The 14,746-nt window shown below is 59.0% G+C and carries 12 protein-coding genes and 2 pseudogenes; 10 read left to right on the top strand and 4 right to left on the bottom strand.

Going from position 1 to position 14,746, the window contains the following annotated elements; all coding sequences use genetic code 11:
• The first annotated feature begins 3 nt into the window (after nucleotides 1-3).
• The 4 genes and pseudogenes from I9H09_RS01750 to I9H09_RS01740 all read left to right on the top strand — a co-directional run bounded on the left by I9H09_RS01750 (nucleotide 4) and on the right by I9H09_RS01740 (nucleotide 3,828).
• Entirely contained in the window at nucleotides 4-879 is an 876-nt protein-coding gene (locus I9H09_RS01750) for an endonuclease/exonuclease/phosphatase family protein (RefSeq protein ID WP_005887975.1), read from the top strand.
• Nucleotides 876-1,436 (top strand): annotated as a pseudogene (locus I9H09_RS27035) (hypothetical protein); the annotation flags it as partial. The gene I9H09_RS01750 and the pseudogene I9H09_RS27035, both read left to right, overlap by 4 nt.
• A gap of 216 nt (nucleotides 1,437-1,652) precedes the next feature.
• Nucleotides 1,653-2,954, top strand: a pseudogene (locus tag I9H09_RS27030) (GGDEF domain-containing protein); the annotation flags it as partial.
• Between the two features lie 94 nt (nucleotides 2,955-3,048).
• The gene (locus I9H09_RS01740) at nucleotides 3,049-3,828 is read left to right on the top strand and encodes an N-acetylmuramoyl-L-alanine amidase (protein WP_053481049.1); all 780 of its coding nucleotides are present in this window, start codon (nucleotides 3,049-3,051) and stop codon (nucleotides 3,826-3,828) included.
• Nucleotides 3,829-3,867: 39 nt separating this feature from the next.
• Here I9H09_RS01740 and I9H09_RS01735 read toward each other — a convergent pair whose 3' ends face one another.
• Both I9H09_RS01735 and algB read right to left on the bottom strand, forming a co-directional pair.
• Nucleotides 3,868-5,655 carry a KinB sensor domain-containing domain gene (locus I9H09_RS01735; protein WP_122367046.1) on the bottom strand — a complete coding sequence of 596 codons (1,788 nt, stop codon included), beginning with the start codon at nucleotides 5,653-5,655 and terminating at the stop codon, nucleotides 3,868-3,870.
• Between the two features lie 10 nt (nucleotides 5,656-5,665).
• Complete coding sequence (algB, locus tag I9H09_RS01730; protein WP_002555682.1) at nucleotides 5,666-7,012, bottom strand: sigma-54-dependent response regulator transcription factor AlgB; 1,347 nt, start codon at nucleotides 7,010-7,012, stop codon at nucleotides 5,666-5,668.
• Nucleotides 7,013-7,209: 197 nt separating this feature from the next.
• Here algB and I9H09_RS01725 point away from each other — a divergent pair, with 197 nt between their 5' ends.
• The 4 genes from I9H09_RS01725 to I9H09_RS01710 all read left to right on the top strand — a co-directional run bounded on the left by I9H09_RS01725 (nucleotide 7,210) and on the right by I9H09_RS01710 (nucleotide 9,262).
• Nucleotides 7,210-8,049 (top strand): BON domain-containing protein, encoded by an 840-nt coding sequence (locus I9H09_RS01725; RefSeq protein ID WP_024690855.1) that lies wholly within the window; start codon nucleotides 7,210-7,212, stop codon nucleotides 8,047-8,049.
• A gap of 227 nt (nucleotides 8,050-8,276) precedes the next feature.
• Entirely contained in the window at nucleotides 8,277-8,564 is a 288-nt protein-coding gene (locus I9H09_RS01720) for a hypothetical protein (protein ID WP_122324154.1), read from the top strand.
• 63 nt (nucleotides 8,565-8,627) lie between these two features.
• Entirely contained in the window at nucleotides 8,628-8,792 is a 165-nt protein-coding gene (locus I9H09_RS01715) for a DUF1328 domain-containing protein (protein WP_002555679.1), read from the top strand.
• Between the two features lie 2 nt (nucleotides 8,793-8,794).
• Nucleotides 8,795-9,262 carry an inhibitor of vertebrate lysozyme family protein gene (locus I9H09_RS01710; RefSeq protein WP_005887964.1) on the top strand — a complete coding sequence of 156 codons (468 nt, stop codon included), beginning with the start codon at nucleotides 8,795-8,797 and terminating at the stop codon, nucleotides 9,260-9,262.
• A 252-nt stretch (nucleotides 9,263-9,514) separates the two neighbouring features.
• On the opposite strand, the gene I9H09_RS01705 is transcribed toward I9H09_RS01710, so the two are convergent.
• A complete protein-coding gene (locus I9H09_RS01705; protein WP_183142467.1) occupies nucleotides 9,515-10,825 on the bottom strand; it encodes an ATP-binding protein in 1,311 nt (436 codons plus the stop codon).
• Between the two features lie 163 nt (nucleotides 10,826-10,988).
• Nucleotides 10,989-11,729: an osmolarity response regulator transcription factor OmpR gene (ompR, locus tag I9H09_RS01700; RefSeq protein WP_005887962.1), complete on the bottom strand. Its 741-nt coding sequence runs from the start codon at nucleotides 11,727-11,729 to the stop codon at nucleotides 10,989-10,991.
• Nucleotides 11,730-12,026: 297 nt separating this feature from the next.
• Here ompR and I9H09_RS01695 point away from each other — a divergent pair, with 297 nt between their 5' ends.
• Together I9H09_RS01695 and I9H09_RS01690 are read left to right on the top strand one after the other, a co-directional pair.
• On the top strand, nucleotides 12,027-14,348 hold the full coding sequence (locus tag I9H09_RS01695) for a Tex family protein (RefSeq protein WP_053931666.1): 2,322 nt from the start codon (nucleotides 12,027-12,029) through the stop codon (nucleotides 14,346-14,348).
• Nucleotides 14,348-14,731 (top strand): PaaI family thioesterase, encoded by a 384-nt coding sequence (locus I9H09_RS01690; RefSeq protein ID WP_005887960.1) that lies wholly within the window; start codon nucleotides 14,348-14,350, stop codon nucleotides 14,729-14,731. The genes I9H09_RS01695 and I9H09_RS01690 overlap by 1 nt, the downstream gene beginning before the upstream one ends.
• Nucleotides 14,732-14,746 lie beyond the last annotated feature (15 nt).

Here is a 14,746-nt window from a genome sequence, read left to right as displayed (position 1 = left end):
GTCATGCGCCGCTGGGGCAAAGGTAGCCCGCGTATCGTTGGCCTGCATGATCCGCAGGTCAACGAACATCATCTGATGCAAAACGGCTTGCCGGAAGACGGCAGGCTGCGTTTGCTCAGCTTCAATATTCAGGTCGGCATCAGTACACAGCGTTACCACCATTACCTGACGCGCAGCTGGCAGCATCTGCTGCCGCATGGCGGACGTGCCGGCAACCTGCAGAAAATCGGTGAGCTGATCAACGATTTCGATCTGGTGGCACTTCAGGAAGTCGACGGCGGGAGCATGCGCTCCGGCTTCGTCAACCAGGTCGAGCATCTCGCTCAACTGGGCGGCTTCCCGTACTGGTATCAACAGCTCAATCGCAACCTCGGGCGTCTTGCCCAGCACAGCAATGGCGTGCTGAGCCGTTTGCGCCCAGCCAAGATCGAGGATCACCCGCTGCCCGGCCCTGCAGGGCGCGGCGCCATTCTCGTACGTTTCGGCGAGGGCGAGGACGCGCTGGTGGTGGTCATGATGCACCTGGCCCTCGGCACGCGCACGCGCACTCGGCAACTGGCCTACATTCGCGAACTGATCGGCGGCTATCGTCATCAAGTGCTGATGGGCGACATGAACACCCACGCCAATGATCTGCTGGAACACTCGCCGCTGCGGGATCTGGGCCTGCTGGCGCCGCAGATCGAAGCCACCTTTCCAAGCTGGCGACCGCAACGTTGTCTTGATCACATATTGCTCAGCCCGACCCTGACGCTCGAACGGGTGCAGGTGCTGGCCCAACCCATTTCCGATCACCTGCCGGTTGCCGTCGAGATTCGCCTGCCAGCTTCACTGCGTGGGGACTCACTGCCTGTGCCCTCTGGTGGAAGCCTTGCATGAGCGACGACGCGGAGCGTTGGAAAGAGAAATACCTTAAAGGGATCGAGCAACAGGACAGGCTCGAAAAGCGCTGGGATGCGCGGCTCGACTTGCTGCGTCGCGGTCTGGTGCGCAGCAGCCTCGCGGCAGAAGGCTCTGACCGGGCGGTCGATGAATGCATGAAGGAAATGCGCGAAATCGTCCGCACCGACGACATGGACGCCGGCCTTGCGGCCTTGATCCCGCGCCTTGAAAAAGCAGTGCTGGATTCCGAGCAACGCCGTGAAGTGCGGGTCGGGCAGATAAGCTCGGCACTGACTGCACTGGTTGCGCAATTGCAGGCACTTCCTCTGTCACGAGAGACGCGCAAGCCACTCAAGCGCTTCGCCAAGGACCTCGAAGAGCGAGCCTCGCAGGCACGCGAGCTGCCCCTGCTGCTCGGCGAGTTGAGCAACCTGCAGGGACAGGCCCTCAGCCAGCTTGAAAAAAGTGAAGAAGGGCCGCGCCAGGGCTTGCTGCAACGCTTGTTCGGCACTCGGGAAGGGCACGGTAGTGAACACCCTTCTGAAGCGGCGCAGGCTGAAACCGTTCAAACCGATACGCCCGCCCCTGCGCCACAACCTCGAGAAGAGACGCCTGAAGCGCTCGAATCGGCCACTGCGCCAACAGCATCCCCACCGCCCCTCACGCCAGCGCCAGTAGAGATCGCAGAGCCTGTCATCGAACACTCGGCAGTGCCTGAGCCTGTGACTGAAACCGCCCCACCGGCCACCGTAGCGCTCGCCGAACCTGATGCGCCCTCACCGGTTGTCGAGCCTGTTGCTCCGTCAGCGCCCGAAGTCGCTGCCGTGTCGATCGCTGAAAGCGCCTATGCGTACGTCGAACCCGTCGATTTCACGGACAGGCTCGCGCCCATACCGAGCGTGCCTTACCAGCAACGCCCGGCGCCGGTCGTCACGCCACTCGACGAGCAGGAAGAAGCCCCCGCACCAGACCCGGAAGATGCTGAAGACGATGACGGTTACGCGCTGCCCTCTTCCCCCGAGCCCAGCTACAGCTCGGTAGCCTCTCACATTGAAGAAACACTGCTGGGCCTGCTCAACGACCTGACCTTGTCGGAGCATTTTCGGCCACAGGTCGAGGATATGCAGCTACGCCTGAAACATGGGCTCAACTGGTATGAGCTGCTGCCTATTCTGGATGACCTGGCCGTGCTCATGCTGGCGATCAATAACGGTGGCCAGCAGGAATTCGGTATTTACCTCAAGCAGCTCAACGAGCGGCTCGAATCATTCCAGAGCCACTTGCAAGCCGCCAGTGAGGACCACGCCGAGGTTCAGTCCACTGCTCGTGACCTGAGCGAACAGTTGCGCGAACAGGTAGGCGGCCTGCAAACCAGCGTTCAGGACGCCTCCGACCTGACCAGTCTGAAGCAGGTGCTGGATAACCGCCTGGAAGGCCTGCTCAGCACCATGGACCACTATCAGCGTAAACGCGACGACCGCGAGCAAGAGGTTGCATCCCGACTGCAAAGCCTTTCGGCTCGTGTGGCGAGCATGGAACAGGAAGCACTGGGGTTCAGAAGCAACCTGGAAGAACAGCGCCAGAAAGCCTTGATTGACCCCCTCACCGGCCTTGCCAACCGTGCCGCCTGGGGCGAGCGCCTCGAACTCGAGATGACCCAGTGGCAACAAGCGAAAAACAGCCTGTTGGTGTGCATACTCGATCTGGATCACTTCAAACGCATCAACGACGGGTACGGTCATCTGGCAGGCGACAAGGTGCTCAAGATTGTCGCCAACGTCCTTAAAAAACGCCTGCGGCCGAACGACTTCATGGCCCGATTCGGCGGTGAAGAGTTCGTCATGCTGCTGCCCGCCACACCTATCGGCACAGGACTGACGCTGCTTGACGAACTGCGCACGGCGGTCGAAGAGTGCCCGTTCCACTTCAAGGGCGAACGCGTCACGATCACCGTATCCCTCGGAGTCACCGCGCTGCGACAGGGCGAACGTAGCGATACGGCGATCAAACGCGCTGATCAGGCGCTGTACAAAGCCAAGGAAAACGGTCGCAACCGGGTAGAGCAAGGCTGAGTGAAACATTTTGACTGAACGAATGTTTCGACGGTGAAGCATTTCTTCTGCGTTTTGTTATGATGTTTCATTACCTCCCGACGCTGCCAATCCCATGAAGCTGTATCTCTCTGCACTCCTCATGCTCATCCTCACGGCGTGCTCCAGCGGCCCCAAGCTGGACACCAGTCATCCGTCGGCGAATTTCGACAACCGGGTTCAGTATGTCGTGATGCACTACACCTCGACGTCGATGGAGCGATCCCTGCAATTGCTGACCCACGGCGAGGTCAGCGCTCATTACCTGATCGGCGACGACAAGCAGGCCACGATCTACAAGCTGGTGGATGAAAATGCCCGGGCCTGGCACGCTGGCGAGAGCGAATGGGAAGGGCGCACATGGCTCAATTCCAGCTCGATAGGCATCGAGATCGTCAACCCGGGCTTCAAGGACACCCCGACAGGTCGCTTGTGGTATCCGTACACCGAGGCACAGGTCCAGTCGATCACGGTGCTGCTCAAAGACATCGTCAAGCGCAACAAAATCGACCCCAGGCACGTGATCGGTCACAGCGACATTGCGCCCTTGCGCAAGCAAGACCCAGGTCCGTTATTCCCGTGGAAACGCCTGGCCGCTGAAGGGCTTGGCGTCTGGCCCGATGAAGCACTGGTTGCGCAACGTCAGGCGCTGCTGGCAGTCAACCTGCCGAGCATCAGCTGGTTTCAGCAACAGCTCGCGCGCCTGGGCTACAGCACACCGCAGACCGGAGAGCTCGACGTCGCGACACGCCAAGTGCTGGCCGCCTTTCAGATGCACTACCGCCCTGCCCGTTTCGAAGGCGAACCTGACGCCCAGAGCGCGGCAATTCTGCAGGTGCTTAACCACTCGAACTGACCGCATGGCGCAATCAACAGCGTGTTGCCGCTTAACCCCTTAAAGCGGCAATGCCATGTAGAACTGCGTGCCCTGCCCCGGCCTTGAGTAGACGCCCATTCGGCCGCCGTGCAGCTGGACGATTTCCTTGCACAGCGCCAGCCCCAGGCCGGCACCGCCTTTTTTGCGGCCGACCTGAACGAAGGGTTCGAAGATCCGGCCCTGCTGCCCGTAGGCAATGCCCTCGCCGTTGTCTTCGACACTGATGATCGCCCGCTCGCCGTGGCGTCTGGCCTGCAAACGGATAAGGCCTTTGGGTGGCGTATGGCGCAGGGCGTTATCCAGCAAGTTGTCCAGAACACGTTCCAGTTGAGACTGGTCGGCATGCAGGCGTGGCAAAGGCTCCTGGATGTCCAGCATCAGCACGATGTCCTGCTCCAGAGCCTGATCTTCGAAGCGCGCCTTGGCCTCTTCCAGCAACGTTTCGATGGAACACGGCGCCAGCTTGAGCTTCTGCAGACCGTTCTGATAGCGCGAGAAATTCAGCAGGTCGTTGATCAGTTGCATCAACCGCTGCATTTCTTCGGTCACCGTATTGAGCAAATCCGCTTCGCGCGATTCCGGGGCGAAATGCAGGCGCTCCTGCAACAGACCGAACGCCATGTGCATGCCGGTGACCGGTGTACGCAGCTCATGCGAAGCGCGCAGCACAAACTCGCTGCGTACTCGCTCGAAAGCCCGCTGCTCGGTAACATCGTGCAGCACCATCACTGCACCCAGGATATGGCCTTTGGTGTGGCTCACCGGCGTCATGCTATAGGTCAGCAATCGCGACTCACCATCAATGTCGATGGCCAGATCTTCCGGCGCGCGCTCCAGCGTCCCGCCACGCAGGATCAGATGCAATTGCTCATCCAGTTCGGGGCGATTCAGTGCAGCGCCGAGACTCTCGCCGAGGCGACTCTCATCCCACCCGAGCTGAAGCTGGGCCACCGGGTTCAAGTGCTCCAGATGTCCTTGGCGATCAATCATCAACAGGCCATCGTCAATACTGTCGAGCACCGCCTGCAAGCGCTGTTGACCCGCCAGCAGCTCGTCGACATTGGTCGCCTGATGCTGACGCAGGGCCTCAGCCATGATGCCGAAGCGTCGGGTCAGCAGGTTCATTTCTGCAGCCGAAGATATCGGCAGAGTGACCTCATAGTCGCCTTCGCCGATGCGATCGGCCGCCTTGGCCAAGGCTTCGATCGGCGCACCGAAACGACGTGCAATACCGTGTGCGGTCACGAAACCGATACACAGCACTGCCAGCCCGACCAGTCCCAGCAGGCCCGCGATCCACAAGGCGCGGTCCCGCGAGTTGATCTCGGCATTGCTGATGTTTTCCAGCGCCTTGCGATGCACGTTCAGCAGCCCGTTGCGCAACGCATTGAAGCTTTCGCTCAGTGGCGGCGTACCACGAATACCGCGCGGGTCGTCACCCAGACGGTTCCAGACCTCGATGAAGTGCCGGTAGTCCCGTTTGGTGGACTCGAACCCGGTACGCACGCTCTGCTGCGGATCCTGCACCGAACCCTGCTCCAGCAACTCTTCGAACTGTGCCTGCATCTTCTGCAGTTCGGGCTTGTTGCGCTGCGAGCCGGTCATCAACACCAGTTGATCGCCCAGGTTCTGACGCAGCTTCAGGCCAAGATCCAGAATGGCGAAGTTGTGCTGAATCAATGATTCCTGAGTGCGGGCCATCTGCATGACGCTGACGAGCCCCAGCAACAATCCGAGCAGCGCGACCGTGATCAAGGCCGAGATGCTCAGAAAAAGGCGTGTGCGCAGCTTCATGGCCAGTTTCATCAGAAATTATTCACAAGTTGTACTGTTTACGTTTGCGGTAAAGCGTCGAAGCGTCGATACCCAGTGTCTTGGCTGCCTGATCGAGGGTTTCGCTGGTCGCCAGCACGGCCCCGATGTGAGCTTTTTCCAACTCGTCCAGACTCAGCGCCGCACCCACTCGTGGTGCATTATTCGTCGGTTGCTCAGCCATGCCGAGGTGACTGATCTCGACACGCTCCTGCGGGCAGATGATGCTGGCTCGCTCGATCACGTTGCGCAGCTCACGAATGTTGCCAGGCCAGCGATAGTTGAGCAGCGCGGCTCGCGCCTCTTCACTGAAGCCTCGGGCCGGTCGCGCGTATTCCTTGACGAAACGCGCCAGAAAACGGTCTGCGAGGGTCAGTATGTCTTCGCTGCGCTCGCGCAGGGCAGGCAGATGCAAGGTGATCACGTTCAGCCGGTACAGCAAATCCTCGCGGAAGCGCCCGCTACGCACCATGTCCTCCAGATTGAGGTTGGTGGCCGCCAGAATGCGCACGTCTGCACGACGGGTCACCGGGTCCCCCACTCGCTCGTATTCCTTGTCCTGAATGAAACGCAGCAGCTTGGGTTGCAGCGTCAGCGGGAAATCACCGATCTCGTCAAGGAACAGCGTGCCGCCATCGGCCTGATTGACGCGACCCAGCGTGCTCTCGCTGGCACCGGTGAACGCGCCGCGGCTGTGACCGAACAGCTCGCTTTCCATCAATTCAGCAGTGAGCGACGGGCAGTTGATCGTGACGCAAGACTTCTTGGCCCGCTTGCTCCAGCCGTGTATCGCCCGTGCCAGCTCGCCTTTACCGGTACCGGACTCACCCAGAATCAGGATGTTGGCATCCGTAACCGCCACCTGGCGGGCCGTTTCCAGAATGGCCATCATGGATGGGCTGTGCGAATCCAGGCCGTCTTTTGGCTTGCGAACTTCGCCCTCAAGCGCTTCGAGACGCGCCGACAGCTGACGCACTTCCAGCTGCTTGGCGGTCGCGAGACGCAATTGATCAGGGCTGCAGGGCTTTACCAGATAGTCGGCTGCGCCGGCCTGAATGGCATCCACCGCGGTGTCGACCGCCGAGTGCGCGGTGACGATGACCACGCGCATCCACGGTGCCTGAATACGCATCTGCGCCAGCACATCGAGGCCGTTGTCTTCGCCCAGACGCAAATCGAGAAAGCAAAGGTCAAACACCTGGCGTTGCATAAGCGTGTCAGCCTGCGCCGCGCTGTTGGCAGTGGCGACACTGTAACCTTCGTCTTCCAGACAGTACCGGAAGGTGCGGAGGATGGCGGACTCATCGTCCACAAGCAGAATACGGCCCTGATTCTCAGTGGCTGCTTCCATTTTTCCTACGCTCCTTAATGAATTGTCTCAGTTAGTCTCGGAATCATCGGGCAAGTTGCATGGTCAATTCTGATTGATTCTGCGGCATGCATGGTAGCTCTCTGTTCGCCCAATGGCGAACGAGCCGATTAATCTGCGTTTATGCCGTTAAAACCGTCTATCCGGAGACGACAACCCACTTCAAAAGGAAAGCTCACATGTTCTCATTGAAAAAGATTGCCCTGATCACCGCGTGCGCTGCGCTGCTTGGCAGCGGCCCCGCTCTCGCCCAGACTGACCTGCAGACCCAGCTCAGCGAGGCGCGTCAGGAAGGCTCTATCTGGACAGCCTTCGCATTGAACAAACATTTGAGCCCGTTCAAGATCGAAGTGGATGTCGAGCAAGGCACAGCCATTCTCAAAGGCAAGGTCGAGGATCAGGTTGATCGCGAGCTGGCCGAGCGTATCGCGCTAGACACAAAGGGCATTGAAAAAGTCGACAATCAGCTGGAGATTGATCCTTCCGTCGCCAGCGAGCCTGGCTCCAGAACCAATATGGCCCAGCGTTTCGAAGATGCGACGCTGGTCGCGACGGTCAAGTCCAAGCTGCTGTGGAGCAGCGTCACCGAGGCGCTGAACATCGACGTCGACAGCAAGGACGGCGTCGTGACCCTCAAGGGACGTGCGCAAAGCCCAGAGGCCAAGGAACTGGCGGGCAGTCTGGCGAGCAATACCGACGGTGTGGTCAGCGTCAACAACCTCATCAGCCTGAGTGCTGCCGATTCCATTGCCGCGAAAGCTCAGCCGCAAACGCTGACACCGACTGAAGAAATGAGTGACGCGTGGATCACCAGCAAGGTGAAAGCGAGCCTGATCTACAGCCGCAATCTGGACGGGATGAATATCAAGGTGGACACCAAAGCCGGTGTCGTCAGCCTCAACGGCGTGGTCGCCAACTTCGCCGAGAAAGAACTGGCCGTTGAAATCGCGCGAAATATTCGCGGTGTAAAAGGCGTCAACGGTGACGCATTGAAAGTCATGGCGCGCAGCGCAGGCTGAACCGAGCGGGCTTTTCAACGCCTCCTTCGTGCAGAACGCACGATTACAAAGGTGTAATCGTGCAGCTTGCTTGCAGAAGGCTTGGCGATCAGTTCGTAAGCCACTGATTTAGTTGATATTAAATACGATTATGAAGTTGGCATGCAGTCTGCAATATCCCTTTCAACGAGGTCGTTGTACCTAGACCCATCAGATTGAAAGCCAGCACAGGCCAGGGGAGTTTGCAGATGAACAGCCAGCGTATTGCACAGTTTCGTATCTCCCCTCTACACCTCCAGCAAGGTCTGTTTTTGCTGCTGGCCTTGCTTGTCACTCTGATCGCCATTCAGCAGTTCCAGCGCTGGAATCCATCCAGCGAAGCAGCTCAAACCATTCAGCCGTTCATCCACAGCAATAGTATTTCCTATCGAGAAGTAAGCGCTTCTGCGACCAAGGACATGTCTTCGAGCGTCCGTCCTGTAGACGGCCTGGTTTCGGTGGATGAAGTCGCGCCACAGCAAAAATGGGTTTTTTGACCCGATTTGAAGAAAACGCAGCACCCTTTATTAATTAAAACGGCATCAAAAAGGAGTATCACTATGTTGAGTTGGGCTATCACGTTTCTGATCATCGCCATCGTCGCTGCAGTACTGGGCTTCGGCGGTATCGCAGGCACGGCAACCGGTATCGCCAAGATCCTGTTCGTCGTATTCCTGGTGATGTTCGTGGTGTCGTTCTTCTTCGGTCGTCGTGGTCGAGGCTAAAGATGCACACGTCATTTCGCACGCTGGCCGCCGCCCTGCTATTGGGCGGCAGTGCCATGGCCATGGCTGCCAACGATGGGCAGTCCAGGGTCAATGAGCTTTTGAGTTCTGCCCCTGAGTACCGCACAACCTGGACGAAAGTCGTCAAGAAGGAAGAGCGGTTGCCGGAGTGGGTGATAAACCTGTCTGGTGCCTCCGAGCAGCAAATGACGGCAGTTACCGAGGACGGTGACAATTATCTGGTGGGGCCGCTTTGCGAAACCGCCGATACGTGCAAAAGCAAGCGCCTGATCGTGGCTGTGAGCCTCGATAAGGAAGATGCCTACGCCATGTTGGTCGAAGTGCCTGCGGGTCTTCCTGCAGACAAATCGCCGACACGTCATGCGACTTATCGCTACCTGGGTAAGCCTGACGAAGGTATGAAAGGTCTGTTGCAAGAGCAATTGCGCAAAGACCCGAACTGGTATTGATTCATCCAGAAAGGCAGTGACTGCATAAGCCACTGCCTTTCTGCGTTGTGCGACCTGAAGAGGGTACGCACATGACCAGGGGGCCGGGATGCGTTGATCGAAAGGATCGACGTGACCTAGGAGTACAGGGAGTACTTCCATCATGGGCCGGGTCAGGCAAGCCGCCATGCACGTCCATAAGGCCACCTCGATTTATCAGGCGCCCTTCTGTCGCCATGCATGGCGCTTTATATTCCCCCCGAATTACTAGCCCTAGATGGCATCCCTCGGCAACATCAGTCCAAGCGGCAACCTTACTCTCGCTTCCAGTCCACCGCCCGACCGGTTTCTCAACTCGACATTACCACCGTGCATGGCAGCAATACGCTTGACTATCGCCAGCCCCAGACCGGTGCCTTTGCCGCTACGGGCACGATCGCCCCGGATGAACGGATTGAAGATGGTGTCCAGCTCGGATGGATCGATACCCGCCCCTCTGTCCAGCACGCTCAACACCACGTAAGGCGCATTTCTGTCGCCTGAGACATAAGCCGCCACTTCAATACCGTTACCTGCGTGATGGCGGGCATTGCCGATCAGGTTGGTCAACAGACGCTTCATCGACACTCTACGTAGCGGAAAGGGCGGTATGGGTTCCAGGCACAGTCGGATGCTGTCCTCGTCGCTGTTGAACGGCGCAACGACATCGCGAACCAGGTCGCCCAGATCGACCTCCTCGATTTCTTCGTCACGCCCATCACGAATGAATGCCAGGAACTGATCGAGAATCGCATCCATATCCTCGATGTCACGCACCATGCCTTCAGAAAACTCGTTGTCGTTCATCAGCTCCAGAGAAAGACGCAGACGAGTGAGCGGTGTGCGCAAATCGTGGGACACACCTGCCAGCATCAGTTCGCGCTCCTGACCTGCCTGTTCGACGTCTTCGGCCATCTGGTTGAAGGCTCGATACACTTCAGTCATCTCGCTGGGCGTGTCACTGACCGGTAGACGCACGCTGCGGCCCTGCCCCAACTGTCGAGCGGCAAACACCAGCCGCTTGAGCGGCTGATTCAACTGACGCACGAAGATCCAGGCTGATGCAGTGGACAACAACCCGATAGCCAGGAACCAGCCCAGCACGCTCCAGATTTTCTGCCCGCGCAACGGATGCGGATAGAGCGGTACCTTCAGCCAGCCATCCCCCAGGCTCGGCGCTCGTACCCAAAGTGCCGGCGGTGCATGCACACGCAGACGCACTTCGGTGTCGGCCCCCAGTTCAGCCTGCATCTGCCGCTGGTAAATCTCGCTGTACGGCCAGTGCTGCTCGCCTTCCGGCACGCCCCCGCCAACCACCCGGATAAGGCCGGCCGCCTCGGCAATCGCTTCGCGATCATTTTCATCGGCAGCCCAATACGCGCGCAGGGTCAGCGCAACGCCGTGGCTGTATTGCCTGTCGACCAGCACGTCCTCGTTCATCAACAGATAAACCAGCGTCAATGCCTTGGAAAACAGCACGACGATGAGCACCAGCCAGAGCGTGCGGGAAAAAAAGCTTTGCGGGAACCAGAGCGGTGTCTTCATAACTGCAGCCATACACTTTGCAAGGCGAGCGAGGCTCGCAGGTTTGCCGAACGCGGGCGAGACCCGATGGACGAACGCAAAAAACCAGCACGTCGATAACCTCCTGAAAGGTTATTGACGTAACTGGCAGGGATGACGAATTTCTGTGCTGACAGCCAGGCTGTCAGCGATTTCCGGCACCATCCGGAACGAATACATAGCCGACGCCCCAGACTGTCTGGATATAACGAGGCTTGGACGGGTCTGGTTCGATCAGGCGACGCAAACGGGATATCTGAACGTCGATGGACCGTTCCAGCGCATCCCACTCGCGGCCACGGGCCAGGTTCATCAGTTTGTCCCGGGTCAGTGGCTCCCGAGCATGCATTACCAGCGCCTTGAGTACTGCGAATTCGCCCGTGGTGAGCATGTGTACTTCTTCACCGCGCTTGAGTTCGCGTGTCGCCAGCGACAGCACGTAGTCGCCAAAACTGACTGATTCGTCCTCGCTGCCGGGCGCACCCGGCACCGGAGCTGCCTGACGACGCAATACAGCCTTGACCCGCGCCATCAGCTCATCCGGGTTGAACGGCTTGGCCAGGTAATCATCGGCACCCAGTTCGAGCCCCTTGATGCGGCTCAGCTCATCGCCCTTGGCGGTCAGCATGATAATCGGCACCTGATTGTTCGCGGCACGCAGCCGGCGGCACGCGGAAAGGCCATCTTCCCCAGGCAACATCAAATCCAGCACCACAAGGTTGAAAACCTCACGGGCCAGCAATCGGTCCATTTGCTCCACGTTTGCCACCGCGCGGGCGCGGTAGCCCTTGCTGGTAAAAAACCGTTCCAGGAGACTGCTCAACCCAGGATCGTCATCGACAATCAGGATTTTTTCGCCTTCAGCATTTTGTGCGGTGCTGCTCATCGGATGCTCCTCTGATCTCGGGGCGCATTATGGCGTAGCTGCGGTGATGCGCACCGTGTGCATTGTTAGCAGATTTTACTGGGGGCGACACTTGCGCCTGTCTTTTCGCTCAAAAACAGCTCGTTTATCGACCAATCCCCTAATCCGCCTTTGCCGGGTATAATGCGCCGCCTTCAAAGTCAGGCAAAGCCGGGCTTATGGCGGTTCGCCAGCCATACATATAAATGCTGGCGAACGAAATCCAGGCAAGACAATTCGTACGAGCCCCGTTTTTTGCTCACAACTCCAGGTGGTCTTATGGACAGCATCAACAGCCGCATCGCCGAAGAACTCGGTGTACGCCCACAACAGGTCGCAGCGGCCGTAGCACTACTGGATGAAGGCTCGACCGTGCCCTTCATTTCCCGCTATCGCAAGGAAGTGACCGGCAGCCTGGATGACACTCAATTACGCCATCTGGAAGAGCGCCTGCGGTATCTGCGCGAACTGGACGACCGGCGCGTCAGCATTCTTGCCAGCATCGAAGAGCAAGGCAAGCTGACCCCGGAACTGGCCCGAGACATCAAGCTGGCCGACACCAAGACGCGTCTTGAAGATTTGTATCTTCCTTATAAGCAGAAGCGCCGCACCAAGGGTCAGATCGCCCTTGAAGCCGGATTGGGCGAGCTGGCCGACGGCCTGTTCAACGACCCGAGCCTTGCTCCTGAAGCAGAAGCAGCCCGCTTTGTCGACGCCGAAAAAGGCGTGGCCGACGTGAAGGCCGCACTGGAAGGCGCCAAGTACATCCTGATGGAGCGCTTTGCCGAAGACGCTTCACTGCTCGACAAGCTGCGCGGTTTCCTCAAGCAGGAAGCGGTGATCAGCGCTCGGGTGGTGCCTGGCAAGGAGGAGGAAGGCGCCAAGTTCCGCGACTATTTCGAACATGACGAACCGCTCAAGAGCATGCCGTCACACCGCGCGCTGGCGATTTTCCGCGGACGCAACGAAGGTTTCCTCAGCTCCGCACTGAAAGTCGGTGAAGAACTGCCGGGCACCATGCACCCCTGCGAGCTGATGATCGGCGAGCGTTTCGGTATCCAGAATCAGAACCGGCCTGCCGACAAATGGCTGGCCGAAGTGGTCCGCTGGACCTGGAAGGTCAAGCTGTATAGCCATCTGGAAACCGACCTGCTGGGCGAGCTGCGTGAAGGCGCCGAAACCGAAGCCATCAACGTTTTCGCCCACAACCTGCACGACCTGCTGCTCGCCGCTCCGGCTGGCCAGCGGGCCACAATGGGCCTCGACCCGGGCCTGCGTACCGGCTGCAAGGTCGCCGTGGTGGATGCCACCGGCAAGCTGCTCGACTACGCGACCGTTTATCCGCATGTACCGAAAAACCAGTGGGACCAGACCATCGCCGTGCTGGCAGCCCTGTGCGCCAAGCACTCGGTCGATCTGATTGCCATCGGCAACGGCACCGCCAGCCGCGAAACCGACAAGCTGGCCGCTGAGCTGATCAAGAAATACCCAGGTTTGAAGATGACCAAGGTCATGGTTTCCGAAGCGGGCGCCTCGGTCTACTCCGCCTCGGAACTGGCGGCCAAGGAGTTCCCGGACCTCGACGTGTCGATCCGTGGTGCGGTATCGATTGCCCGCCGCCTGCAGGATCCGCTCGCCGAACTGGTGAAAATCGACCCGAAATCCATTGGCGTCGGTCAGTACCAGCATGACGTATCGCAGCTCAAGCTGGCTCGCGGCCTGGACGCCGTGGTTGAAGATTGCGTGAACGCCGTAGGCGTGGACGTGAACACCGCATCGGTGGCGCTGTTGGCGCGCATTTCCGGCCTGAACACCACGCTGGCCCAGAATATCGTCGCGCATCGCGATGAAAACGGTGCGTTCAAGACACGCGCAGCGCTGAAGAAAGTCAGTCGCTTGGGCGAAAAGACGTTTGAACAGGCCGCAGGCTTCCTGCGAGTCATGACCGGTGACAATCCGCTGGACTCTTCCGCCGTTCACCCTGAAGCCTACCCGCTGGTACAGCGCATTGCGGCTGAAACCGATCGTGATATCCGTTCGCTGATAGGTGATGCCAGCTTTCTCAAGCGTCTGGACCCGAAGAAGTTCACTGACGAGACCTTTGGTCTGCCGACGGTGACGGACATTCTGCAAGAGCTTGAGAAGCCTGGCCGCGATCCACGCCCGGAGTTCAAGACCGCCGAATTTCAGGATGGCGTCGAGGACCTCAAGGACCTGCAACTGGGCATGATCCTCGAAGGCGTCGTGACCAACGTCACTAACTTCGGTGCTTTCGTCGATATCGGCGTGCATCAGGACGGTCTGGTACACATCTCCGCGCTGTCCGAGAAATTCATCAAAGACCCGCGTGAAGCAGTCAAGGCCGGCGACGTGGTGAAAGTGAAAGTCATGGAAGTCGATATCCCGCGTAAACGTGTCGGTCTGTCGATGCGCATGAGCGACACACCCGGCGAAAAAATCGATGGTGCGCGTGGCGCGCGTCCAGGCTCGGCACCGCGTCAGCAGAACAACGCCCCGCGCAAGGAAACCTCTGCACCTGCACCGGCCAACAACGCCATGGCGTCGCTGTTTGCCAACGCCAAGCAGTTGAAGAAGCGTTGATGGACATTCCCGAGGATCTGACCCACAGCGCCTACTTCAAGATGCTCGGCTGCGAGCTGCGGCGTCTTGACGAAGGCGTTGCCGAAGTTGCACTGCCACTGGAAGCGCATCTGCGCAATCGCGGCAATGTGATGCACGGCGGGGCAATCTTCAGTCTGGTCGATATTGCCATGGGGCTGGCCTGTTCCAGCGTTCATGGTTTCGACCAGCGCAGCGTGACCATCGAGTGCAAGATCAACTATGTACGTGGCGTGTCGGACGGCGAAGTTCTGTGCATCGCCAAGGTCCTGCACGCGGGTCGCCGCACGCTGGTGGTAGAAGCGGAAGTTGTCCAGGGCGACAAGCTCGTCGCAAAAGCCCAAGGCACATTTGCAGTCATCTAGACTCGCTCAGAGGCT

The sequence above is a fragment of the Pseudomonas tremae genome, assembly GCF_023278125.1.
In the GTDB taxonomy this organism is placed as follows: Bacteria; Pseudomonadota; Gammaproteobacteria; order Pseudomonadales; family Pseudomonadaceae; genus Aquipseudomonas; species Aquipseudomonas tremae.
The sequence above is the reverse complement of the archived record's forward strand: the minus strand, read 5'-3'. Positions and strand labels throughout refer to the sequence as shown.